Origin of the sequence: Streptomyces sp. NPDC059002 (assembly GCF_042740435.1) — a bacterium.
Lineage (GTDB): Bacteria > Actinomycetota > Actinomycetes > Streptomycetales > Streptomycetaceae > Streptomyces.
In genome coordinates, this window is sequence record NZ_JBHYJI010000013.1 from 62,525 (window position 1) to 83,212 (window position 20,688).

General features: G+C 72.6%; 19 protein-coding genes. 12 read left to right on the forward strand and 7 right to left on the reverse strand.

The window, feature by feature from the left end:
- Positions 1 to 79 precede the first annotated feature (79 nt).
- A complete protein-coding gene (locus ACFWZ2_RS14805) occupies positions 80 to 550 on the reverse strand; it encodes a DUF6214 family protein (protein ID WP_384545693.1) in 471 nt (156 codons plus the stop codon).
- A 372-nt stretch (positions 551 to 922) separates the two neighbouring features.
- On the opposite strand from ACFWZ2_RS14805, the gene ACFWZ2_RS14810 reads away from it, so the two are divergent.
- Positions 923 to 2,287: an FAD-dependent oxidoreductase gene (locus ACFWZ2_RS14810; RefSeq protein ID WP_384545506.1), complete on the forward strand. Its 1,365-nt coding sequence runs from the start codon at positions 923 to 925 to the stop codon at positions 2,285 to 2,287.
- A 102-nt stretch (positions 2,288 to 2,389) separates the two neighbouring features.
- Here the strand turns inward: ACFWZ2_RS14810 and ACFWZ2_RS14815 are convergent, their stop codons facing one another.
- Entirely contained in the window at positions 2,390 to 2,752 is a 363-nt protein-coding gene (locus ACFWZ2_RS14815) for an ArsR/SmtB family transcription factor (protein WP_384545508.1), read from the reverse strand.
- Between the two features lie 237 nt (positions 2,753 to 2,989).
- On the opposite strand from ACFWZ2_RS14815, the gene ACFWZ2_RS14820 reads away from it, so the two are divergent.
- Positions 2,990 to 4,069 carry an NADH:flavin oxidoreductase/NADH oxidase gene (locus ACFWZ2_RS14820; protein ID WP_384545510.1) on the forward strand — a complete coding sequence of 360 codons (1,080 nt, stop codon included), beginning with the start codon at positions 2,990 to 2,992 and terminating at the stop codon, positions 4,067 to 4,069.
- A 36-nt stretch (positions 4,070 to 4,105) separates the two neighbouring features.
- Here ACFWZ2_RS14820 and ACFWZ2_RS14825 read toward each other — a convergent pair whose 3' ends face one another.
- Together ACFWZ2_RS14825 and ACFWZ2_RS14830 are read right to left on the reverse strand one after the other, a co-directional pair.
- On the reverse strand, positions 4,106 to 4,489 hold the full coding sequence (locus ACFWZ2_RS14825; RefSeq protein WP_384545511.1) for a VOC family protein: 384 nt from the start codon (positions 4,487 to 4,489) through the stop codon (positions 4,106 to 4,108).
- Between the two features lie 53 nt (positions 4,490 to 4,542).
- Entirely contained in the window at positions 4,543 to 4,791 is a 249-nt protein-coding gene (locus ACFWZ2_RS14830) for a hypothetical protein (RefSeq protein ID WP_384545513.1), read from the reverse strand.
- A 148-nt stretch (positions 4,792 to 4,939) separates the two neighbouring features.
- Between ACFWZ2_RS14830 and ACFWZ2_RS14835 the strand changes: the two genes are divergently transcribed.
- Positions 4,940 to 5,995: a DUF4132 domain-containing protein gene (locus ACFWZ2_RS14835; protein WP_384545695.1), complete on the forward strand. Its 1,056-nt coding sequence runs from the start codon at positions 4,940 to 4,942 to the stop codon at positions 5,993 to 5,995.
- Positions 5,996 to 6,017: 22 nt separating this feature from the next.
- Here the strand turns inward: ACFWZ2_RS14835 and ACFWZ2_RS14840 are convergent, their stop codons facing one another.
- The 3 genes from ACFWZ2_RS14840 to ACFWZ2_RS14850 are packed head-to-tail and all read right to left on the reverse strand — an operon-like array spanning position 6,018 to position 9,705.
- Positions 6,018 to 6,887, reverse strand: a complete 870-nt coding sequence (locus tag ACFWZ2_RS14840) for a transporter substrate-binding domain-containing protein (RefSeq protein ID WP_384545515.1) — start codon at positions 6,885 to 6,887, stop codon at positions 6,018 to 6,020.
- Positions 6,888 to 6,922: 35 nt separating this feature from the next.
- Positions 6,923 to 8,497, reverse strand: a complete 1,575-nt coding sequence (locus ACFWZ2_RS14845; RefSeq protein ID WP_384545516.1) for a M81 family metallopeptidase — start codon at positions 8,495 to 8,497, stop codon at positions 6,923 to 6,925.
- On the reverse strand, positions 8,494 to 9,705 hold the full coding sequence (locus tag ACFWZ2_RS14850) for an ROK family protein (protein WP_384545518.1): 1,212 nt from the start codon (positions 9,703 to 9,705) through the stop codon (positions 8,494 to 8,496). The genes ACFWZ2_RS14845 and ACFWZ2_RS14850 overlap by 4 nt, the downstream gene beginning before the upstream one ends.
- Before the next feature lie 216 nt (positions 9,706 to 9,921).
- On the opposite strand from ACFWZ2_RS14850, the gene ACFWZ2_RS14855 reads away from it, so the two are divergent.
- From ACFWZ2_RS14855 to ACFWZ2_RS14895, 9 genes are all read left to right on the forward strand, one after another.
- Complete coding sequence (locus ACFWZ2_RS14855; RefSeq protein WP_384545520.1) at positions 9,922 to 11,763, forward strand: peptide ABC transporter substrate-binding protein; 1,842 nt, start codon at positions 9,922 to 9,924, stop codon at positions 11,761 to 11,763.
- Positions 11,760 to 12,719, forward strand: coding sequence for an ABC transporter permease (locus ACFWZ2_RS14860; protein WP_384545522.1), 960 nt, complete (start codon positions 11,760 to 11,762; stop codon positions 12,717 to 12,719). Before ACFWZ2_RS14855 ends, ACFWZ2_RS14860 begins: the two co-directional genes overlap by 4 nt.
- A complete protein-coding gene (locus tag ACFWZ2_RS14865) occupies positions 12,716 to 13,621 on the forward strand; it encodes an ABC transporter permease (protein ID WP_384545523.1) in 906 nt (301 codons plus the stop codon). Before ACFWZ2_RS14860 ends, ACFWZ2_RS14865 begins: the two co-directional genes overlap by 4 nt.
- A 16-nt stretch (positions 13,622 to 13,637) precedes the next feature.
- Entirely contained in the window at positions 13,638 to 15,692 is a 2,055-nt protein-coding gene (locus ACFWZ2_RS14870) for a dipeptide ABC transporter ATP-binding protein (RefSeq protein WP_384545525.1), read from the forward strand.
- Entirely contained in the window at positions 15,689 to 16,672 is a 984-nt protein-coding gene (gene mmuM, locus ACFWZ2_RS14875) for a homocysteine S-methyltransferase (RefSeq protein WP_384545527.1), read from the forward strand. Before ACFWZ2_RS14870 ends, mmuM begins: the two co-directional genes overlap by 4 nt.
- Positions 16,673 to 16,735: 63 nt before the next feature.
- Positions 16,736 to 17,821, forward strand: coding sequence for a WD40/YVTN/BNR-like repeat-containing protein (locus ACFWZ2_RS14880; RefSeq protein ID WP_384545529.1), 1,086 nt, complete (start codon positions 16,736 to 16,738; stop codon positions 17,819 to 17,821).
- A 33-nt stretch (positions 17,822 to 17,854) separates the two neighbouring features.
- A complete protein-coding gene (locus tag ACFWZ2_RS14885; RefSeq protein ID WP_384545530.1) occupies positions 17,855 to 18,532 on the forward strand; it encodes a uracil-DNA glycosylase in 678 nt (225 codons plus the stop codon).
- Positions 18,529 to 19,557, forward strand: a complete 1,029-nt coding sequence (locus ACFWZ2_RS14890) for an N-acetylglucosamine kinase (RefSeq protein ID WP_384545532.1) — start codon at positions 18,529 to 18,531, stop codon at positions 19,555 to 19,557. The genes ACFWZ2_RS14885 and ACFWZ2_RS14890 overlap by 4 nt, the downstream gene beginning before the upstream one ends.
- Positions 19,558 to 19,652: 95 nt before the next feature.
- Positions 19,653 to 20,597 (forward strand): sirohydrochlorin chelatase, encoded by a 945-nt coding sequence (locus ACFWZ2_RS14895; RefSeq protein ID WP_384545534.1) that lies wholly within the window; start codon positions 19,653 to 19,655, stop codon positions 20,595 to 20,597.
- Positions 20,598 to 20,688: the final 91 nt, after the last annotated feature.

Genomic DNA, 20,688 nt, shown 5'->3' on the forward strand with positions numbered 1-20,688 from the left:
GCCGCGCCCGGCGTTGGGCCGCACGGGAGGGCTGGGCCTGGAGCGGCAGGGGTCAGCGGCGGTTGTGGCGCGGCGGGAGTCAGCGGCGGTTGTGGCGCGGCGGCAGGAAGCCCTCGTCCCGGGACGCCGCGATGAGCTTGAGGGACTTGCGGCGGCTGCGGCCCGTCGCGCACATCACCGCGAGCACGGGGTCCCTGCCCTCGTCCTGTGCGGCGCGGTACGCCTCGGCGACGACGCGCCGCCCCTCGCTGCCGCGCGGCCAGGAGGGGCGGGCGCGGTTCGGCGCGGGCGGTTCCTGCGGGCAGCCTGCGCCGTCGTCGTACCAGGGCCGTCCGCCGCCCGCGCCCGTCACGTGCTGTTCCGTGACGACCCGGCAGGCGTCCGCGAGCGGGCGCTCGATCCAGTCGGCGAGCGCGGCGAACTCGTCGAGGGAGAGCGGCGGCTGGGCGCGCAGGTCCTCGATGGCGATCCGGCCGTCGGACACCACCGCGAGCACGTCGATGGCCGCCCCGTCCCCGAAGGTCAGCCGCACCTGGAACCAGGGCGGCAGAAAGCCGTCGCCGTATCCGCCGCCGCCCCACCCGGCCGCGCCCCACCGCCCCGCCGTTCCCGGTCCGGGCCCCCGCCCCGGTCCTTCCTGCGCCGCCGCTGCCGTGCCGTGCCCCTGCAACTCCCACGTCGGCCACACGGAGACAGCGGCATCCGGTCGATAGTGTTCAGAAACGTCAATAAATGGGCTATCCAGCACAGAAGCACGCTATCCGTGCGATCGCATTTGATCAGGAACGGCACGCACGTGGACACAGGGCGGGGCACCCTGACAGCCGACCCCGGCCCGCCGCCCGCCCGGCACCTCCCCCCGGACGGACCGGGGTGCGATCCTGAGACCGTCCCGAGGTCACCTCGCGGAAGGAGCACCACCGTGCTGCAGGTCGCCGTCGTCGGTTCGGGTCCCAGCGGGGTGTATGCCGCACAGACCCTCGTCCAGCAGGACGGGGTGGCGGTGCGGGTCGATGTGCTCGACCGGCTCCCCTGCCCGTACGGCCTCGTCAGATACGGCGTCGCGCCGGACCACGAGAAGATCAAGTCCCTGCAGAACAACCTGCGTACAGTCCTCGAACACGAGCACGTCCGCTTCCTCGGCGGCGTGGAGGTCGGCCCCGAAAGCCTGCCCCCTGCCCGGCTGCTGGACCTCTACCACGCGGTCGTCTACTGCGTGGGCGCCGCGACGGACCGCAGGCTCGGCGTGCCGGGCGAGGATCTGCCGGGCAGCCATTCGGCGACCGAGTTCGTCTCCTGGTACAGCGCGCATCCGGACGTCCTGACCGACGGCTTCCAACAGGACGGATTCGTACGGGGGGTGGAGTCCGCCGTCGTCATCGGCGTGGGGAACGTGGCGGTCGACGTCGCCCGGATGCTGGCCCGCGGCGCCGCCGAACTGCGCCCCACCGACATGCCGGACGCGGCGCTCGGCGTCCTCGCGGACAGCCGGGTGCGCGAGGTCCACATGATCGGGCGGCGCGGCCCCTCCCAGGCCCGGTTCACCACCAAGGAACTGCGGGAGCTCGGCGCGCTCCCGGACACCGAAATCGTGGTGGATCCCGAAGAGTTGGCGCTCGATCCGGCGTACGCCGACCCGTCGGGCCTGCCCGCCCCGGCCCGCCGCAACGTGGAGGTGATGCGCGGCTGGGCGCAGCACCCGACACCGGGCCGCGCCCGGCGGATCCGGCTGCGCTTCTTCCTGCGCCCGGTCGCCCTGTCCGCGGGGCCCGACGGCCGGGTGGCCTCCGTCCGCTTCGAACGCACGCTGCCCGACGGCCGGGGCGGCGTGACGGGCACGGGCCGTCACGAGGAGATCGACGCCCAACTGGTGCTGCGCTCGGTCGGCTACCGCGGAGTGCCGCTCGAAGGGCTGCCGTTCGACCCGGGCCTCGGCACGGTGCCGCACACGGCGGGGCGCGTGCTGCGCGACGGCGCCCCGTCGCCCGGTGAGTACGTGGCGGGCTGGATCAAGCGCGGCCCCACCGGCGTCATCGGCACCAACCGGCCGTGCGCCAAGGAGACGGTCCTCTCCCTGCTCGCCGACGCGCCCGGCCTGCTGCGCAAGGAGGTGCCCGAGGACCCGCTCGCGGCGCTCCGGGCCGCCGGTCTGCGGCCCGTCGAATGGTCGGGGTGGCTGGCCATCGAACGCGCGGAGGAGGAGCTCGGCCACTCGCTCGGGCGCGGCGTGGTGAAGATCCCGGACTGGGCCGGACTGCGGGCAGCGGCACGGGGGACGGCGGGCTAGGACCCGCCCGGGCCATACCCCGCAGGGCGGGCCCAGACTCCGGGACCGGCCCTGCGGATGCTCAACTGACGGGCCCCGTCGGACGGTTCGGGACCCGGCCGGTCAGCCTGTGGCGCCGCTGCGGTCCGCCTCCCTGGCGGCCGCGGCCAGGACGCTGTCGAGGAGCCCGGGGAAGAGGGAGTCCAGGGTGTCGCGGCGCAGCACGCTCAGCTTCGCCGTACCGCGGTATATCTGCCGGATCACGCCGCTCTCGCGCAGCACCCGGAAGTGGTGCGTGCTGGTGGATTTGGTGACGGGCAGGTCGAAATAGGAGCAGGAGAGCTCGGCGCCCTCTTCTCTGGCCAGATCTCGCACCACCCGCATCCGCATGGGATCGGCCAGGGCATGCAGCACGCCTTCAAGGCTGATGTCCTTGGGCGCGGGATGGATCAGCGTTCTGCTGCTGGTGGTGGCGGCGATGGTCATGGCGGCTCCTCGTCATGCGCTCGGCGGCTGCGCGCGCTTCCCGTCCGTACGTCCGTGCTGGCGTACATCGAACAGCACCGGAGCGCGTCACCCACCAGGTTTCCGGCTCCTGGCGCGCCCCACACGCCCGGCAGACACCTTCCAGCCATTGTACGAGATCCACCGTAGTTTGACAGATACCGTACTACGATGGTTACCGTACGAGCGGCACATCGGCCGTGATGAATGGAGTCCGCAGTGAGCGCACTGTTCGAGCCCTACACCCTGCGATCGCTGACGATCCCCAACCGGGTCTGGATGCCCCCGATGTGCCAGTACTCGGCGCTGCCCGACGGCCCCGAGGCCGGCGTCCCGCGCGACTGGCACTTCGCGCACTACGGGGCGCGCGCCACCGGCGGCACGGGCCTGATCATCGTCGAGGCCACCGCGATCAGCCCCGAGGGCCGCATCAGCCCGTACGACCTGGGGATCTGGAACGACACGCAGGTCGAGGCGTTCCGCCGCATCACGGACTTCCTCAAGAGCCAGGGCACCGTGCCCGGTGTGCAGATCGCGCACGCGGGCCGCAAGGCGTCCACCGACCGGCCCTGGACGGGCGGCGCCCCGGTCGGCGCCGACGCGCACGGCTGGCAGCCCGTCGGGCCGAGCCCGGTCGCCTTCGACGAGCGCCACCCCGTACCGACGGAGCTCACCGTCGAGCAGATCCAGGACATCGTGACCCTGTTCGCGGACGCCGCCCGGCGCTCGCTGGCCGCCGGGTTCGAGGTCGCCGAACTGCACGGCGCGCACGGCTACCTCATCGGGGAGTTCCTCTCCCCGCACAGCAACAAGCGCACCGACGCGTACGGCGGTTCGTACGAGAACCGCACCCGCTTCGCCCTCGAAGTCGTCGACGCCGTACGGGCGGTGTGGCCCGAGGACAAGCCGCTGTTCTTCCGCATCTCCGCCACCGACTGGCTGGCGGAGGACGGCTGGACGCCGGACGACACCGTGCGCTTCGCCGCCACGCTCAAGGAGCACGGCGTCGACCTGCTCGACGTGTCCACGGGCGGCAACGCGGCGGGCGTCCGCATCCCCGTCGGCCCCGGCTACCAAGTCCCGTTCGCCGCGCGGGTGAAGGCCGAGGCGGAGCTGCCGGTCGCGGCCGTCGGCCTGATCACCGACATCGAGCAGGCCGAGAAGATCCTCGCCAACGGAGAGGCCGACGCCGTGCTCCTGGGCCGTGAGCTGCTGCGCGACCCGTCCTGGGCACGGCGCGCCGCGCGTGAACTCGGGGCCGACGTGCGGGTGCCCGAGCAGTACCTCCGGTCCGTCTGACCCGCCCGTCCGCCGTCCGCGCCGCCCGGCAGGGACTCACTCGGGGATCACCACCAGCGAGAACGAGTGGCCCGCCGGGTCGGCGTAGATGCGGGTGTCGCGGGGGCCGCTGTTGTCCTTCGTGTCGATGGGGCGCGCGCCGAGCACGACCGCCTCACGCTCCGCCTCGTCCATCTCGCCGCGCGCCACCATGATCCGCAGATGCGCCTGCTGCGAGTCCTCGGGCCGCGGCCAACTCGGCGGGATGTAGTCGCGTTCCCTGTGCACGGCCAGACAGACGCCGTTTTCCTGGGTGATCTCGACGTAGTCGGGGTCCTTGCTCAACCGGACCTCCGCGCCCAGCAGTCCCGCGTAGAACTCGGCGAGCCGCTCGGGCTCCGAACAGTCGAGTACGAGCACGGTGTTCTTGTGGACCGTCATGGCGTGCGGGTCCCCCCCGGCCCGATGCCCCAAACAGCCGGGGGGCCGGGCCACTACACCGCGCCGCGGCGCTTCCTCGCCACCGCGAGCACCCCCGCACCGGTGGCGGTGACGGCCGTCGCCACGGCGCTGGCCAGCAGGATCGCGTCGGACCGGGGCTCCGCCTTCGCCAGGTGACCGCCGTCGCCGGACGGCGGCTCCGCATGGCCGGGTACGGCGAGCCCGCCCACGGCCACGGCGGCACCCGCCACCGTCACGGCCGCCGCCGTCACCTGATTCCGTACAGATCGTTTTCTCACCATGCATGGCAATATGAGGGTTTCGCCCGCCCGGACGTGTGGGGACGCGCGGCGAATCCGCCAACCCGGTGGCAGCCCATCCGTTCGCCTGCCATGAGGGATTGTCAGACCCTCCACCTACTGTGATCGACATGGCAAGCAGGAGGTCTGGCTGCGCGACGACGCCGAGGTGGTGCGGCTGCGCCAGCTCGCTGAGTGGCTCCAGCGGCATGAGCGTGAATGCCGCTCCCAGGTCGACAGCTGGCTGGTGCGCTCACTGCCCGTGCCCGTGGAGCTGCTCGCGCGGGTGTGGCCCGACGAGGCCTGGCAGGGCGCGCTGCGCGACCTCGTCGTCGCGCCGGTGGGGGCGGACGGCGGCGCCGACACGGACCGCGCCGGATTCCTGCGGGACGCCGACCCCGAGCGGGGCATCGGCGTCGAACAGGGCCTCGAGCAGCTGTTCCGCGAGGTCTGGCCGCGCCCGGAGGACGCCGACGACACGGCACAGGAGTGGGGGGCGTACGCCGACGGGAAGTTCGACGAGCTGCGGCACGCGACGGCCCGCGCGGTGTCGTACGGCTACCGCGTCCGCGGAGGCTATGCGATCGCCCCGCTCACGGAGGACGGCCGCGCCCTGGAAGCTGCGTACTGGCTCGGTGACGACTACCCCGAAGGGGGTCCGCATGGCCTCACTCGTCCACGCGGGCCGCGTGGTGAACAGCGAGGACGAGGAGGGGGAGCTGTGAGCACGGAACAGCAGCTGCTGGACGCGGGAGCGGTCCTGCCGTGGGCCGGGGACACGGCGTCGGCGGGCGCGGCGCCGGAGGACGGGGACGCGCTGACCGCGCGGGCCTATGCACACCCGGTGCTCGAAGGGCGCACGGTGATCCGCCTGGTGCCCGAGGCGATCGGTCCCGCCGAGGACCTCGCCCTGGAGTACCTGGGATTCGACGGCGGCGCGACGACGACGGTCGGCCGGGTGCGGCGCCGCTCGCTCGGCTTCCCCGCCTGGGCGCTGGTCAACGACCCGGCGAACGGCCGGCACGCGCTCGCCGCGGCCGACCGCAGTCACGACGCGCTCGGCCGCCTGCGCCCCGCCGCCCCGGACGCGTACGCCCGGGCGTGGCTCGCGGCCGCCCGTTACACGCGGGCCGCGTCCGCGTCCCTGGTCACGGCCGCGTGGACGCCGCAGACCCCGCTGCCCGGGGAGGAGCTGCCGCAGGCATGAGCCACGGGCCCCACGCCGCCCCTCACTTCATCCACTCGTCCTCGTACCGCGCATACGTGCCGTCGTGAGTGGCCAGGTGCACGAACTGGTCGACGTACTCCTTGAACTGCTCGTCCCCGCGCGGCGTCGCATAGGCCTTCTCGGAGAAGGTGAAGGGCTTGTCGGGGTGGAGCGAGCACAGTTCGGGGTGGATCTTCGACTGGTAGAGCGTCTCGCTGGCGTCGGTCATCATCACGTCGGCGCGCCCGTCGATGATCTCCCGGAAGATCGTGGTGTTCTCCGGGTGCAGTTTGATCGTGGCCTGCTTGATGTGGGCGCGGGCGAACTGCTCGTTCGTGCCACCGGGGTTGACGACGACGGTCGTGCCCACCTTGTCGATGTCTGCGAGCGCGCCCTTCCCGAACTTCTCCTTGTCCGCGCAGCGCACGATCGGCGTCTTGCCGTCCTCGCGCGTGGGCTCGCTGAAGTACACCTGGCGGGCGCGCGGCAGCGTGATCGAGACGCCGCCGACGCCGATGTCGCAGCGCCCGGCCGCCACGTCCTTGGTGAGGTTCGCCCAGGTCGTCGCCACGAACTTCGGCTTGGCGTCGAGGCTCTTGGCGAGGTCGCGCGCCATCGTGATGTCCACGCCGCTGTACGTTCCGTCGGCGGGGTCGAGCTTGGTGAAGGGCGCGTAGTCGCCGGTCGTGCAGACCTTCAGTACGCCCTTGTTCGGGACGGAGTCGAGGAGGGTGCCGTGGTGCCGGTCGGGCCTGCTGTCCGGCCGTCGGCCCGCGTCGGGCGACGCGGGCGCTGCGGCGGTGACGGCCAGCAGGCAGACCAGGGCTGACAGGGTGGCGGCACGCTTCGCGGGGGCTCCTCCGCGGTGACGGGTACGGCTCGAGGGGATCAACCTGCCAGATCCGTTCGCGCGGATGAACCCCCTTCTCACCTGGCGAGCGACGGCAGCCGCACGGGAGTGAGGTCCGGTGCGCCACCCTCGTAGGCGTCCTCGTCGAACGGGTACAGCGGCCGCTCCACACGGTGGTGGCCGAGGCGCGGCAGATCCTGGTCGACGCCGCCCGGCGTGAGGGCGAGCAGCCAGTCGGCGGCCATGTCGTGCAGTTCCGGCTCCAGGTAGCCGATCTTCACGACGACCAGGTCGTACGTGCGGGGGTCGATGCCGAGGCCGCCCTCCTCGGGGCCCATGAAGTCGGCGAGGGTGTGGAACGGCTTGCGGCGTTCGACGAGGATCACGGTGACGCCGCCGCTGCGTACGGCCGCCATGTCGACGCCGCGGTCGTACGCGCCGCCCTCCGCGCGGTCCTTCTGGTCGGTGGCGCGCTGCAACGCCACGACGGTGCCGGTGAGTTCGTAGGGGCCGCCGTGGTGCGCGTCGACCTTGCCGCCGACGCTCAGGGTGACCTCGGCGCCCACCCCGACCTCGAAGCAGCGGGCGACGGCGACCGGGTCGGTGATGCCGGGGTGGACCGCGGTGACCCGGCCGGTGCGGAGCGCGTCGTTCTCCAGGAGCTTGCCGAGCATGTACGCGAGGTCGCCCGCGCCGCCCGCCGTCGGGTTGTCGCCCGAGTCGCTGATCAGGAAGGGGCGCCGGTCCGACGCGACCGCCTGCTCGATGCACTCCTCGGCGCTGCCCGTCGGGCCGACGAAGACGAAGTCGCGGCGCGCCTCCCAGTAGCGCACGGCGAGCTTCTCGGCCTCGGCGGCGGCGCGTTCGGCGTCCTCGCCGGTGACGACGATCGCGGCCTTGCAGCGCGGCTCGTCGGCCCAGGCGTAGCCGACCCACATCGCGGCGTCGAGGATGCCCGGCAGCCGCTCGGTCCCGGCGAGCGAGGCGTAGAGGGACTTGGCGGGCTCCAGGCGGGTGCTGGTCTTCTCGCCGGGCAGCAGCACGGGCACCTGCACCCAGGCCCGGTGCGGCCGGATGCCGTCGCGCAGGCAGCGCACGAGGTTGCGGGCGGCGCGCTCGCGGGTCTCCCAGGCGTCCTCGTGCGGGGCGAGGCGGTGGGCGGTGAGCAGGTCGATGGGCTCGGCGAACCGGCGCGAGACGTTGCCGTGCAGGTCCATCGCGGTGGAGATCATGGGGCGGCCCGTGCCGTCCGGGGTGCCGACGAAGTCGAGCGCGGCGCGCACGGCCTCCGTCAGATCGGCCTCGGCGTCGGTGAGGCCGATGACGCTCATCGCGCCGTGGATGTCGTAGAGGAGCCCGTCCAGGGGGCCCGCTTCCCGGATGCGCGTGACGAGTTCGTCCTTGAGGGTGAGGTACGACTCCGCTTCCACCGGGCCGCCGGGCAGCGAGGTCGCGTGCAGCAGGGGCACCCATTCCACGGTGTCGGCGAGGTCGGAGTCGGCCCGCGTCCACGTGTAGCGGTCGAGGAGGTCCTGGCCCCTGGTCTGCCGGAAGTCGTCGACGGTGGAGCGGTGCGGGCAGAACGTGGACGACTCGATGCCGATGCCGCCGATGCCGATGCGCAGGCGGCGGTGGGTCACGGAGGGGGTCATGCGGGTGCGCTCTCTTCCTGGGGTGCGGGGGCGGGGGCGGGGACGGCCGGGGCGGCGGGCGCGGTCGGCAGGTGCCGGTTCAGCGCGGTGAGTCCCGCGCCGAGCAGTCCCGCGTCGGGCCCCGTGACGGTGGTGGTGATCTCCAGGTCGGCGGTGGCGAGCGGCAGGCAGCGTTCGTAGAGGACGCCGCGCACGGCGGCGACCAGCGGTTCGGCGGTGGCGAGTACGCCGCCGAGTGCCACGGCCTGCGGGTTGAAGAAGTTGACGACGACGGAGAGGACGGTGCCGATGTGGCGGCCCGCGGTGCGCACCAGGGTGGTGGCCTGCGGGTCGCCGTCCGCGACGAGGCTCAGGAGTTCGCCCGTGTCCGCCACCTCGACGCCCTCGCGGGCGAGTTCACGGATCAGGGCGGCGCCGCTCGCGACGGTCTCCAGGCAGCCGATGTTGCCGCAGCTGCACGGCCTCTCGCCCGCGGCGTCGACGCGGACGTGGCTGATGTCGCCCGCGCTGCCGTTGGCCCCGTCGTGCGGGCGGCCCGCCGTGATGACCCCGCTGCCGATGCCGCGTCCGGCCTTGACGACGACGAGGTGGTCCAACTCGGGCCGGGCGACGCGGTGTTCGCCGACGGCCATCATCGTGGCGTCGTTGTCGACGGTGACGGGGATGCCCAGGCGTTCGGCGAGGACGTCGCGCAGCGGGTAGCGGTGCCAGCCCGGCATGCGGGACGGGCTCAGGACCCGGCCGGTCGCGGGCTGCACGGGGCCGGGGAAGGCGACGCCGAACGCGCGCACCGTGCGGCCTTCTTCGCGCTGGCGGTCCACGAGTGCGCCGACCTGCCCGCAGAGCCATTCGACGGCGGACTCGGGGCCCGCGGTGATGTCGTGCGGCAGGTCGACGGCGTCGACGACGGTGCCGCCGAGGCCGACCACGCCGAGCCGCGCGTGGTGGCTGCCGATGTCCGCGGCGACGGCGACGCCGCCCTGTGCGGCGACCCGGAGGAGCCGGGGCCTGCGGCCGCCGCGCGAGGCGCCCTCGCCGGACTCGGTGAGCAGGCCCGCGTCGACGAGTTCCTGCACGCGCAGGGAGACCGTCGAGGGGGCGAGGCCCAACTCCCGTACGAGATCGGTCCGGGACGTGGCCGCCCCCGAGGAGACCAGGTGCACGATGTGCTGCGCCGAGCCTGGTTCGCCGAGTGGTGTTCCGGCCATGTCGCCCCCAGTAACTTCCCTGTTGCTTCGATGTGTTCGTTCGACAGCGGGATGAACTCTAGATCCGAACGAAGCAAGCTGGCCAGTGTCTTCAACTTTCCACTTCTTGCCGAATGAAGCTATTGACTTGTTTTTTGGCTGAGGCCTAGCGTTCGGGCGCCGCCCCGTCGCTCTCCGGCGCAGGGCAGGTCCCGTCCCCCTTGGAGGCCCATCGCCATGCGCTCACTCAGGTCCGCGACGGCCGCGCTGCTCGTCCTCGCGGCGGCCCTCACCGGCTGCACCCGCGAGGGCGGCCGCATCGACATGGGGCCCACCGGCGGCACTCCCGTCGAGGGCGGCACGGCGACGATGGCGCTCCCCCCGGCCGCGACGCCCAACTGGATCTTCCCGATCGGCGCCCCCGGCTACGGCGCCTCGTACAACTACGGGATCCAGTCCCTGCTGTTCATGCCGGTGTACGACGCCGTGCAGGACGAAGCGAAGGGCGAGTTGACCACGCACGGCCCCAGCACGCTCGGCCTGAAGCCGACGTACAGCGACGGCAACAAGACCGTGACCGTGCCGCTGCGCGAGGGCGTGACATGGTCCGACGGCAAGCCCGTCACGGCCCGCGACCTGGAGTTCTGGTTCCATCTGGTCAAGGCCAACAAGGCGGAGTGGGGCAACTATTCGGTCGGCACGATGCCCGACAACGTCAAGCGGTTCGAGACGCTCGACGACCACACCGTACGGCTGCACCTGAGCCGCGCGTACAACCCCGACTGGTTCACCGCCAACCAGCTCACCCTGATGCGGGCGCTGCCCCAGCACGCCTGGGACGCCAAGACCGACGGCGGGAGGATCGGCGACTGGGACCGCACCCCCGCGGGCGCCAAGGCGGTCTTCGCGCGGCTGACGCAGCACGCCAAGAGCCTCGGCTCGTACGGCTCCGACCCGCTCTGGCAGACGGTCAACGGGCCGTGGAAGCTGGCGGGTTGGCGGGACAGCGGCCAGGTCACGATCGTGCCGAACGAGAAGTTCACCGGCCCGGAGTCGGAGCGGCCGCACCTCGACAAGGTCGTCTTCAAGCCCTTCACGACGGCCGACTCCGAGTACAACGTGCTGCGTTCGGGCGGTGTCGACTACGGCTACATCCCGCCGTCGGTGATGGCGCAGAAGGAGAAGTTCGAGGAGAAGGGGTACCGCGTCGATCCGTGGGAGGGCTGGGCGGCGACGTACATCGTCTACAACTTCAACTCCACCCATGCGGGCCCCCTGATGAGCCAGCTCTACATCCGCAGGGCCATGCAGCACCTCGTCGACCAGAAGGCGATGAGCGACGTCATCTGGCAGGGCAGCGCGACGCCGACGCTCGGCCCCGTGCCGGTCACGCCGAAGAGCCAGTACCTCTCCAAGGCGATGGAGCGGAACCAGTACCCCTTCGACGTACCGAAGGCCAAGCGGCTGCTGGCCGGGCACGGCTGGCGGACGGACGGCGGCACCGCACGCTGCGCACGTCCGGGAACGGGCGACGACCAGTGCGGCGCGGGCATCGAGGAGAACGACCCGCTGGAGCTGACCCTGCTCTCCCAGTCGGGCTCGACCGAGACGACGAACATGATGCAGGAGCTGAAGTCGTCGCTGTCCAGGGCCGGAATCCAACTGACCGTGCGCCAGCAGCCGTTGAACTCCGTCCTCGGCAACTCCGTGCCCTGCAAGGCGAAGGACCCGGGCTGCGACTGGGACATGTCCTTCTTCGGCACCGCGGGCAGCTGGTACTACCCGCTCAACCCCAGCGGTGAGCAGCTCTTCTCCACGGGCGCCTCAGCCAACTTCGGGAACTACAGCGACAAGAAGGCCGACCGGATCATCCGGGGCGTGCAGTACTCCCCCGACATGAAGGCCGTGCACGAGTACGGCGAGTACCTCGCCGAGCAGCTGCCCGTGATGTGGATGCCCAACCCGGCATACCAAGTCTCCGTGATCCGCAACGACTTGCGGGGCGTCGACCAGAACCCGACGGTCACCTTCGCGCCCCAGCACTGGTACTACGTCAAGAAGAAGGGGGCCGAGAAGTGACCGGCTTCACCGGCTTTCTGGTCAAGCGCTTCCTCCAGGCGATCGTCGTCCTCTTCCTGGTGTCGGTCATCGTCTTCGTGCTCCTGCATCTGCTGCCCGGCGGCCCCGCGCGCGCCATCCTCGGCCCCAAGGGCACACCGCAGCAGATCGAGCACTTCAACCACCAGCAGGGATACGACCGTTCGCTCCCGATGCAGTACGCGATGTATCTGAAGCGGCTGCTCACCGGCGACCTCGGCGAGTCCTTCAAGCTCAACTCGCCGGTCTTCGAACTGCTCAAGCAGCGCCTGCCGAAGACGTTGCTCCTCACGGTCCTGTCCACCGCGCTCGCCGTGGTCATCGCCGTCCCGCTGGGTCTGCTGCAGGCCGTGCGGCGCGGCAAGGCGTCGGACTACGCCCTCACCGGGCTCGCCTTCCTGATGTACGCGACGCCGGTGTTCTTCCTCGGCCTCATCATGATCATCCTGTTCGCGCAGGTCATGCCGGTCTTCCCGGCGGAGGCCCCGCAGGGCGAGACGATCGGCGAACTCCTCGGCGACGTCACCGGGTTGGTGCTTCCCGTGGTCACCATGGCCTTCGGCATCATCGCGATGTTCAGCCGCTACATGCGCTCCGCGGTGCTCGACAACCTCACCGAGGAGTACGTCCGCACGGCGATGGCGAAGGGCCAGTCGAGCCGCCGGATCATGGTCAGACACGTCCTGCGCAACGCGCTGATCCCGCTGGCGACCCTGCTCGGCCTCTATCTGCCGACGCTGTTCAGCGGCGCTCTTGTCGTCGAGTCGATGTTCAACTACCCGGGCATGGGGCTGCTGTTCTGGAACGCGGCGCAGGGCTCCGACTTCCCCGTACTGCTCGGCGTGACGCTCGTCGTCGGCGTCGCCACCGTCGTCGGCTCGCTGCTCACCGACATTCTGTACGCCGTCCTCGACCCCCGGATACGGAGCGTGGCATGAGTTCCACGGTCGCCCCTGTCGTCGCGCCCGGTCAGGAAGAGGCCGCGCAGGCCACACCCTCGCTGGCCCGCCGCACGCTGCGGGTCTTCACCGGCAACAAGCTCGCCCTGACGGGCGTGGTCGTCCTGGTCCTGCTCCTCGCGTTCAGCTGTCTCGGGCCCCTTCTGTACGACACCGAGCAGGTGCACACCGACCTCTCCCAGGCCAACCTGCCGCCCGGCAGCCCCGGCCATCTCCTCGGCACCACCGACCTCGGCTACGACATGATCGGCCGTCTGATGGTCGCCGGGCGGACGTCGCTCGAAATCGGCCTGGCAGCAGGGCTGTTGGCCACGCTGTTCGGCACCGTGTACGGCGCTGTCGCCGGATACTTCGGCGGCTGGGTCGATGCCACGATGATGCGCGTCACGGACGCGGCGCTCGCCATCCCCGCGATGTTCCTGCTCGTCGTGGTCGCCGCGATCATCACGCCGAGCAAGGGCGTCCTGGTCGTCATCATCGCCTCGGTGGCCTGGCTGTCCCCCGCCCGCCTGGTGCGCGGCGAGGCGCTGTCGCTGCGCAACCGCGAGTACGTGCAGGCCATGCGGATGATGGGCGGTGGCGGTGCGCGGGCCGTCGTCAAGCACATCGTGCCGAACGCGATCGGCACGGTGATCGTCAACTGCACGTTCCAGATCGCCGACGCGATCCTCTACGTCAGCTATCTCGCCTTCCTCGGGCTCAGCATCCCGCCCCCTTCGGCCGACTGGGGCTCGATGCTGTCGGCCGGGATCACCTACACCCAGAACGGCTACTGGTGGCTGATCTTCCCGCCGGGCATCGCGATCGTCCTGGTCGTCGCCGCGTTCAACTTCATCGGTGACGGGCTGCGGGACGCCTTCGAAGTACGGCTGCGGAAGTAAAGGGAGCACCATAGACATGACCGTGACGACCGAGCCCCTGCTCACCATCGACAACCTGCGCGTCGACATCACCTCGCGCGAACGCACCGTCCACGCCCTCGACGGCGTCTCCCTCACCCTCGCCCCCGGCGAGGCCCTCGGCATCGTCGGCGAGTCGGGATGCGGCAAGACGATGACGGCGCTCAGCGTCCTCGGCCTCCTTCCGCCCGGCGGCGAAGTCACCGGCGGGCGCGTCCAGTTCGACGGGCAGGACCTGGCCGCCGCCCCCGCGCCCGTCCTCCAGGACGTCCGCGGCAACACCATCGGCATGGTCTTCCAGGACCCGCTGACCTCCCTCAACCCGACGATGACGATCGGCGCGCAGGTGGCGGAGCCGCTGCTCCTGCACCGCGCGGGCAGCACGCGGAAGGAGGCCTGGGCGCGCGCCCAGGAGATGCTGCGCCTGGTCGGCATGCCGCAGCCCGCGGAACGCATGAAGGCGTACCCGCACCAGCTGTCCGGCGGCATGCGCCAGCGCGTCGCGATCGCCATGGCCCTGGTGTGCGAGCCGAAGCTGCTGATCGCGGACGAGCCGACCACGGCGCTCGACGTGACGACGCAGCACCAGATCCTGGAACTGATCGACGAACTGCGCGAACGCCTCGGCATGGCGATGGTCCTGGTCACCCACGACCTGGGCGTCATCGCGAACCGGGTGGACCGGGTCGCGGTGATGTACGCGGGCAGGGTCGCCGAACAGTCCGACGTACGCGACCTGTTCGCGCGCCCGAAGCACCGCTACACCGAAGCGCTGTTCGCCGCGCTGCCCGAGCGTGCGGCCGGCAGCGGCACGGAACTGCACACCATCCCCGGCCTGCCGCCGAACCTCACGGTCCGCCCCACCGGCTGCCGCTTCGCGCCGCGCTGCTCCTCCGCCACGGACACCTGCCGCACCGAGGAGCCCTTGCTCGCGGACGACGAGGTGCGCGGCGCCGAACACCGCTTCGCCTGCTTCCACCCGGTGCCCGACGAGGTCGCGTCGCAGGACGAGGTGGTGGGCCCCGCGTCCGCGCCCGCGCCCGCCGCTCCCGGTGACGTACTCGTCGAACTCGACGCGCTGGTCAAGGAGTTCCCGCTCAAGGGCGGCGCCTTCTCCCGCAGCCGGGGCACGGTCAGCGCGGTCGGCGGGGTGTCCCTCGCCATCCGGAGGGGCGAGACGTTCGGGATGGTCGGCGAGTCCGGCTGCGGCAAGACCACGCTGGGGCGCATCGTCGCGGGCCTCGACGAACCGACCGGCGGCGCCGTGCGCTTCGAGGGGCGCGACCCCGCCCACCTGTCGCGGGCCGAGCGCCGCGCGCACCGCCGCCGCGTGCAGCTGATGTTCCAGGACTCCACCGCCGCGATGGACCCGCGCATGCGGGTCGGCGAGATCCTGCGCGAGCCGCTCGTCATCCAGCGCGTCGGCACCCGCGCCGAACAGGAGAAGCTGGTCGACGGACTCCTCGACGCCGTCGGCCTGCCGCGCGGCGCCGTGCACCGCTACCCGCACGAGTTCTCCGGCGGGCAGCGCCAACGCCTCGGCCTGGCACGGGCGTTGACCCTGTCGCCCGATCTGGTGGTGGCCGACGAGCCGGTCTCCGCGCTCGACGTGTCCGTGCAGGCACAGATCCTGAACCTGATGCGGGAGCTGCAGCGCGAGCGCGGCCTGACCTATCTGTTCATCTCGCACGACCTGGCGGTGGTACGCCACCTGGCGGACACGGTCGGCGTGATGTACCTGGGCAAGCTGGTCGAGTCGGGGCCCGCAGCGCAGGTGTACGCACAGCCGCTGCACCCCTACACGCGAGGGCTGCTCGACACGGTCAGCCTGCCCGACCCCGAGGCGGCGTCGGGCACGGAGCGCACCCCGCTGGCGGGCGAGACCCCGTCCGCGGCCAGACCCCCGTCCGGCTGCCGCTTCCGCACCCGCTGCCCCGTCGCCCAGGACCTCTGCGCCACGACGGAACCGCAGGTCAGCACCCCGAACGGCGCGGGACACCAGGTCGCCTGCCACTTCCCGCTCGCCGCGCCTCGGCTAGCGTCGACGGTGTGAGACTCACCGACGCCCTCGCGCGCCGCCCCGTCGTGCTCGACGGCGGCCTCTCCAACCAGCTGGAGGCCGCCGGGCACGACCTGGGCGACGCGCTGTGGTCCGCGCGGCTGCTCGCCGACGCACCCGGGGCCGTCGAGGCGGCTCATCGCGCGTACTACGAGGCGGGCGCCGACGTCGCGATCACCGCGAGCTATCAGGCGACGTACGAGGGGTTCGCGCGGCACGGCATCGACGCGGCACGCACGACCGAACTACTGCGCCTGAGCGTGGAGTTGGCGCGTCGTGCCGGAGCCGGGGCAGGCCGGGACGTGTGGGTCGCCGCGTCGGCGGGCCCCTATGGCGCGATGCTCGCCGACGGCTCCGAGTACCGGGGGCGGTACGGCCGCACCGTGGACGAGCTCGAACGCTTCCACCGGCCGCGCCTGGAGACCCTCGCGGCGGCGGCGCCGGACGTCCTCGCCCTGGAGACGGCCCCCGACACCGACGAGGCGCGGGCCCTGCTGCGGGCGGTGCGCGGCCTCGGGGTGCCCGCCTGGCTGTCGTACAGCGTCGCGGGCGGGTACACGCGCGCGGGCCAGCCCCTCGCGGAGGCCTTCGCGCTCGCCGCCGACGCCGACGAGGTCATCGCCGTCGGCGTGAACTGCTGCGACCCGCGCGACGCGGACACGGCCGTGGCGCTCGCCGCGCGGATCACCGGCAAGCCCGTGGTCGTCTACCCGAACAGCGGGGAGCAGTGGGACGCGGAGGCCCGCGCCTGGCGGGGGCCCGCGCGCTTCACGGCCGGACGGGTCGCCGGGTGGCGGGCGGCCGGGGCCCGGCTGATCGGCGGCTGCTGCCGGGTGGGGCCGACGGCGATCGCGGAGGTGGCGGCGGAGCTGGCGCGGGAGGCCGGGCGCGGCGGTCCCGAGGGGCCGGGCCAGATCGCCGACGCCAGGCCGGAACACGGCGTTGACCTGCGAGGACGCCGTCTCCAGGGGTGACTGTCAGTGCCGGGGTGCAGACTGGCCGGTACCTGAGACAACGACGTCCCGGAGGTGGTCGGCATGTCCGACATCATCCTGACCGTAGGTACCCGCAAAGGCCTCTTCATCGGCCGCAGGCGCGGCGGCGCCTGGGAGTTCGACGACAGCCCGTACTTCAACGCGCAGGCCGTCTACTCCGTGGCCATCGACACCCGGGGCCCCACCCCACGCCTGCTCGTCGGCGGCGACAGCGCGCACTGGGGCCCGTCCGTCTTCCACTCGGACGACCTCGGCGCGACCTGGACGGAACCGGCCAAGCCCGCCGTCAAATTCCCCAAGGACACCGGCGCGTCCCTGGAGCGGGTCTGGCAGCTGCACCCCGCGGCCGCCGAACCCGACGTGGTGTACGCGGGCACGGAACCGGCCGCTCTCTACCGCTCGACGGACCGGGGCGAGAGCTTCGCACTCGTACGCCCCCTCTGGGAGCACCCCACCCGCTCCAAGTGGGTACCGGGAGGCGGCGGCGAGGGCCTGCACACCGTGCTCACGGACGAGCGCGACGCCCGCGCCGTGACGGTCGCGGTGTCCACCGCCGGGGTGTTCCGCACCCTCGACGGCGGCGAGAGCTGGACCCCGTCGAACCACGGCGTCTCCGCGGTGTTCCTGCCGGAGCCCAACCCGGAGTTCGGCCAGTGCGTGCACAAGGTCGCCCGCGACGCGGCCGACCCCGACCGGCTGTACCTGCAGAACCACTGGGGTGTGTACCGGAGCGACGACGCGGGCGCGCGCTGGACCGACATCGGTGACGGGCTGCCCTCCGACTTCGGCTTCGCGGCGGTCGCCCACCCGCATCGCGGCGGCACGGCGTACGTCTTCCCGATCACCGCGGACAGCGACCGGGTCCCCGCCGACCACCGGTGCCGGGTCTACCGCACGGACGACGCGGGCACGACCTGGGAGCCGCTCAGCGCGGGCCTGCCCCAGGAGGATCACTACGGCACCGTGCTCCGCGACGCCATGTGCAGCGACGACAGCGACCCGGCGGGCATCTACTTCGGCAATCGCAACGGCGAGGTGTACGCGTCGGCGGACGACGGCGACAGCTGGCGGCAACTCGCCTCGCACCTGCCGGACGTGCTCTGTGTGCGGGCGGCGGCCATCGGTTGATCGACGGCCCCGTTACGGCAGTAGGGTGACGCCGTGGCACCACGACCCTTGCATGAAATCGTCGAACCAGGCTGGGCCAAGGCCCTGGAGCCGGTGGCCGAACGGATCGCCGCGATGGGCGACTTCCTGCGCGCGGAGATCGGCGCGGGACGCACCTATCTCCCGGCGGGCCCGAACGTCCTGCGCGCCTTCCAGCAGCCCTTCGACGACGTCCGCGTCCTGATCGTCGGCCAGGACCCCTACCCCACACCCGGTCACGCGGTGGGCCTCTCGTTCTCGGTCGCGCCCGAAGTGCGGCCGCTGCCCGGCAGCCTCATCAACATCTACCGCGAGATGACCCACGACCTGGGCCTGCCCCCGCCGTCGAACGGCGACCTCACGCCCTGGACCCAGCAGGGCGTCCTGCTCCTGAACAGGGCGCTCACCACGGCCCCGCGCAAGCCCGCCGCACACCGCGGCAAGGGCTGGGAAGAGGTCACCGAGCAGGCGATACGGGCGCTCGCGGCGCGCGGCAAACCGCTGGTGTCGATCCTGTGGGGCCGCGACGCCCGCAATCTGCGGCCGCTTCTCGGGCAGTTGCCGTCCGTCGAGTCCGCGCACCCCTCGCCGATGTCGGCCGACCGCGGCTTCTTCGGCTCGCGCCCCTTCAGCCGGGCCAACGACCTGCTCGTCCGCCAGGGCGCGCAACCGGTGGACTGGCGGCTTCCGTGACGCCGTCCGCGGGGGTGCCGTCCCCCGGTGAGCCGTCCGCCGGGGTGCCGTCCGGCGCCCTGGTCCTCGGCGTCGACTCGGGAGGCTCCGGGCTGCGGGCGGGCCTCGGTGTGCCCGCCGGGGTGCCCCGTCCCGCCCCGGTGCGCTCCGCGGAGCCGGTGCGCACAGGCGCCCGGGGCATCGACGCCGGGCACTTCCTGGAGCAACTCCTGCCGATGGCACGGGAGTTGCTCGCACAGGCGGGCGGCGCCCGGATCACCGCCGTCGCGATCGGCGCCGCGGGCCTCGCCACCCTCGGCGACGACCTGCGCGCCCAGCTGCCGTCCGCGCTCGAACAGGCCCTGGGCGTACGCCGCGTGGCGCTCGCCGCGGACGCCGTGACCGCCTACGCGGGCGCGCTCGGAGACCGCCCCGGCGCCGTCGTCGCCGCGGGCACCGGCCTGATCGCGCTCGGCACGGACCTCACCTCCTGGCGGCGTGCCGACGGCTGGGGGCATCTTCTCGGCGACTGCGGCGGCGGCGCCTGGATCGGCCGCGCCGGGCTCGAAGCCGCGATGCGGGCGCACGACGGCAGACGCGGCGGCTCACAGGCGCTGCTCACGCGCGCGGAAGGCATGTTCGGCCCCGTGGCGGACCTGCCAGGGCTGCTCTATCCGCGCACCGACCGGCCCGCCGTCCTCGCCTCCTTCGCCCCCGAAGTGGCCGGTTGCGCGGCGGACGACCCGGTGGCGCGGGCCATCCTGCGCGATGCCGCACGGCACATCGCGGAGGCCGCGGCCGCCGTCTGCCCGGTGACGGAGGACTGCGAAGTCGCTCTCACGGGTGGCCTGTTCACGATGGGCGAGCCGCTCCTCGCACCGCTGCGCGAGGAACTCGCCGGTCAACTGCCGCACGCACGGCAGGTGCCGGCGGCGGGCGACCCCCTGGACGGCGCCCTGCGCATAGCCGCCGATATCGCCGCGTACCGGCTGCGACTTCCGCACGATCCGCGCATGCTCACCGTCCACGGTGAAGACGACAGTTGACCTCTACGTAATTCATCAGACAAAAACGGACTTATACCGCCCACCTGCACCCTCCCCGAACAGCGAGGACCCGCAAGCCAGTAGCATGCGGCCGCATGAGCTCCCCCACTGGGCCCGCATCCGGCCTGCCCGTACGAATGCCGCGACCCCGCCAGCCGGGCCGGCACCGCCGCCCGGAGCCCGTCGCGGCTCCCGAGGGCGCGCCCGCACTCGTCCTCGCCGTGCCGGGCGCCCCCAGCACCACCACGCGCAGCCTCGCCGAGGAAGTCGTGAGCATCGCCCGCTCCGAGCTGCCCGGCCTCGACGCCAGGATCGGCTACGTCGACGGTGAGGAGGACGCCACCGTCACGTCCTTCCCCGAGTTCCCCTCGCTCCAGTCCGTGCTCGCGCACGCGGCCGCGGAGCGCACCGCCCGCTTCGAGCAGGCGCGCGCCGCCGGCGACGACGTCGCCGCGCCCGACGGCCCCGCCGCCGTCGTCGTGCCGCTGCTCGCGGGCCCCGACAGCGCGCTGATGCGCCGCATCCGGCAGGCCGTCATGGACAGCCGTGTCGCCGCCGAGCTGACCGACGTCCTCGGCCCGCACCCGCTGCTCGCCGAGGCCCTGCACGTGCGCCTGTCGGAGGCCGGTCTGGCCCGCGCCGACCGCGCCCGCCTGTTCACCGTGGCGACGGCCGCGGACGGCATCGTGCTCGCCACGGTCGGCGGCGAGGAGGCCGTGCAGGCCGCCGGGATCACCGGCATGCTGCTCGCCGCGCGCCTCGCGGTGCCGGTGATGGCCGCCGCGCTCGACCAGGAGGGCGCCATCGCGGCGACCGCCGAGCAGCTGCGCGGCTCGGGCTCGGCCCAGCTGGCGCTCGCCCCGTACCTGATCGGCCCCGAGCTCGACCCGGGCCTGCTCGACGCCGCGGCGAAGGAGGCGGGCTGCTCCGTCGCCGAGCCGCTCGGCCCGTACCCGGCGATCGGCAAGCTCGCGCTCGCCAAGTACACGACGACGCTCGGCATCACCCCCCAGCAGCACTCGGGCGCGTCGGTGCACTGAGGCCCCGCGCATGTACGACGCAGGGCCCGCCCCCACATCGGGGCGGGCCCTGCGTCGTACGTGCGGCGGACCACCGGGTCCCCGCGGACCG

What these genes read in the sequence shown, in the direction of transcription:
- ACFWZ2_RS14815 (WP_384545508.1), bottom strand. Translation starts at nt 2,752, where the DNA reads ATGACCATCGCCGCCACCACCAGCAGCAGAACGCTGATCCATCCCGCG.
- ACFWZ2_RS14825 (WP_384545511.1), bottom strand. Translation starts at nt 4,489, where the DNA reads ATGACGGTCCACAAGAACACCGTGCTCGTACTCGACTGTTCGGAGCCC.
- ACFWZ2_RS14830 (WP_384545513.1), bottom strand. Translation starts at nt 4,791, where the DNA reads ATGGTGAGAAAACGATCTGTACGGAATCAGGTGACGGCGGCGGCCGTG.
- ACFWZ2_RS14845 (WP_384545516.1), bottom strand. Translation starts at nt 8,497, where the DNA reads ATGACCCCCTCCGTGACCCACCGCCGCCTGCGCATCGGCATCGGCGGC.
- ACFWZ2_RS14850 (WP_384545518.1), bottom strand. Translation starts at nt 9,705, where the DNA reads ATGGCCGGAACACCACTCGGCGAACCAGGCTCGGCGCAGCACATCGTG.
- ACFWZ2_RS14855 (WP_384545520.1), top strand. Translation starts at nt 9,922, where the DNA reads ATGCGCTCACTCAGGTCCGCGACGGCCGCGCTGCTCGTCCTCGCGGCG.
- ACFWZ2_RS14865 (WP_384545523.1), top strand. Translation starts at nt 12,716, where the DNA reads ATGAGTTCCACGGTCGCCCCTGTCGTCGCGCCCGGTCAGGAAGAGGCC.
- ACFWZ2_RS14870 (WP_384545525.1), top strand. Translation starts at nt 13,638, where the DNA reads ATGACCGTGACGACCGAGCCCCTGCTCACCATCGACAACCTGCGCGTC.
- ACFWZ2_RS14880 (WP_384545529.1), top strand. Translation starts at nt 16,736, where the DNA reads ATGTCCGACATCATCCTGACCGTAGGTACCCGCAAAGGCCTCTTCATC.
- ACFWZ2_RS14895 (WP_384545534.1), top strand. Translation starts at nt 19,653, where the DNA reads ATGAGCTCCCCCACTGGGCCCGCATCCGGCCTGCCCGTACGAATGCCG.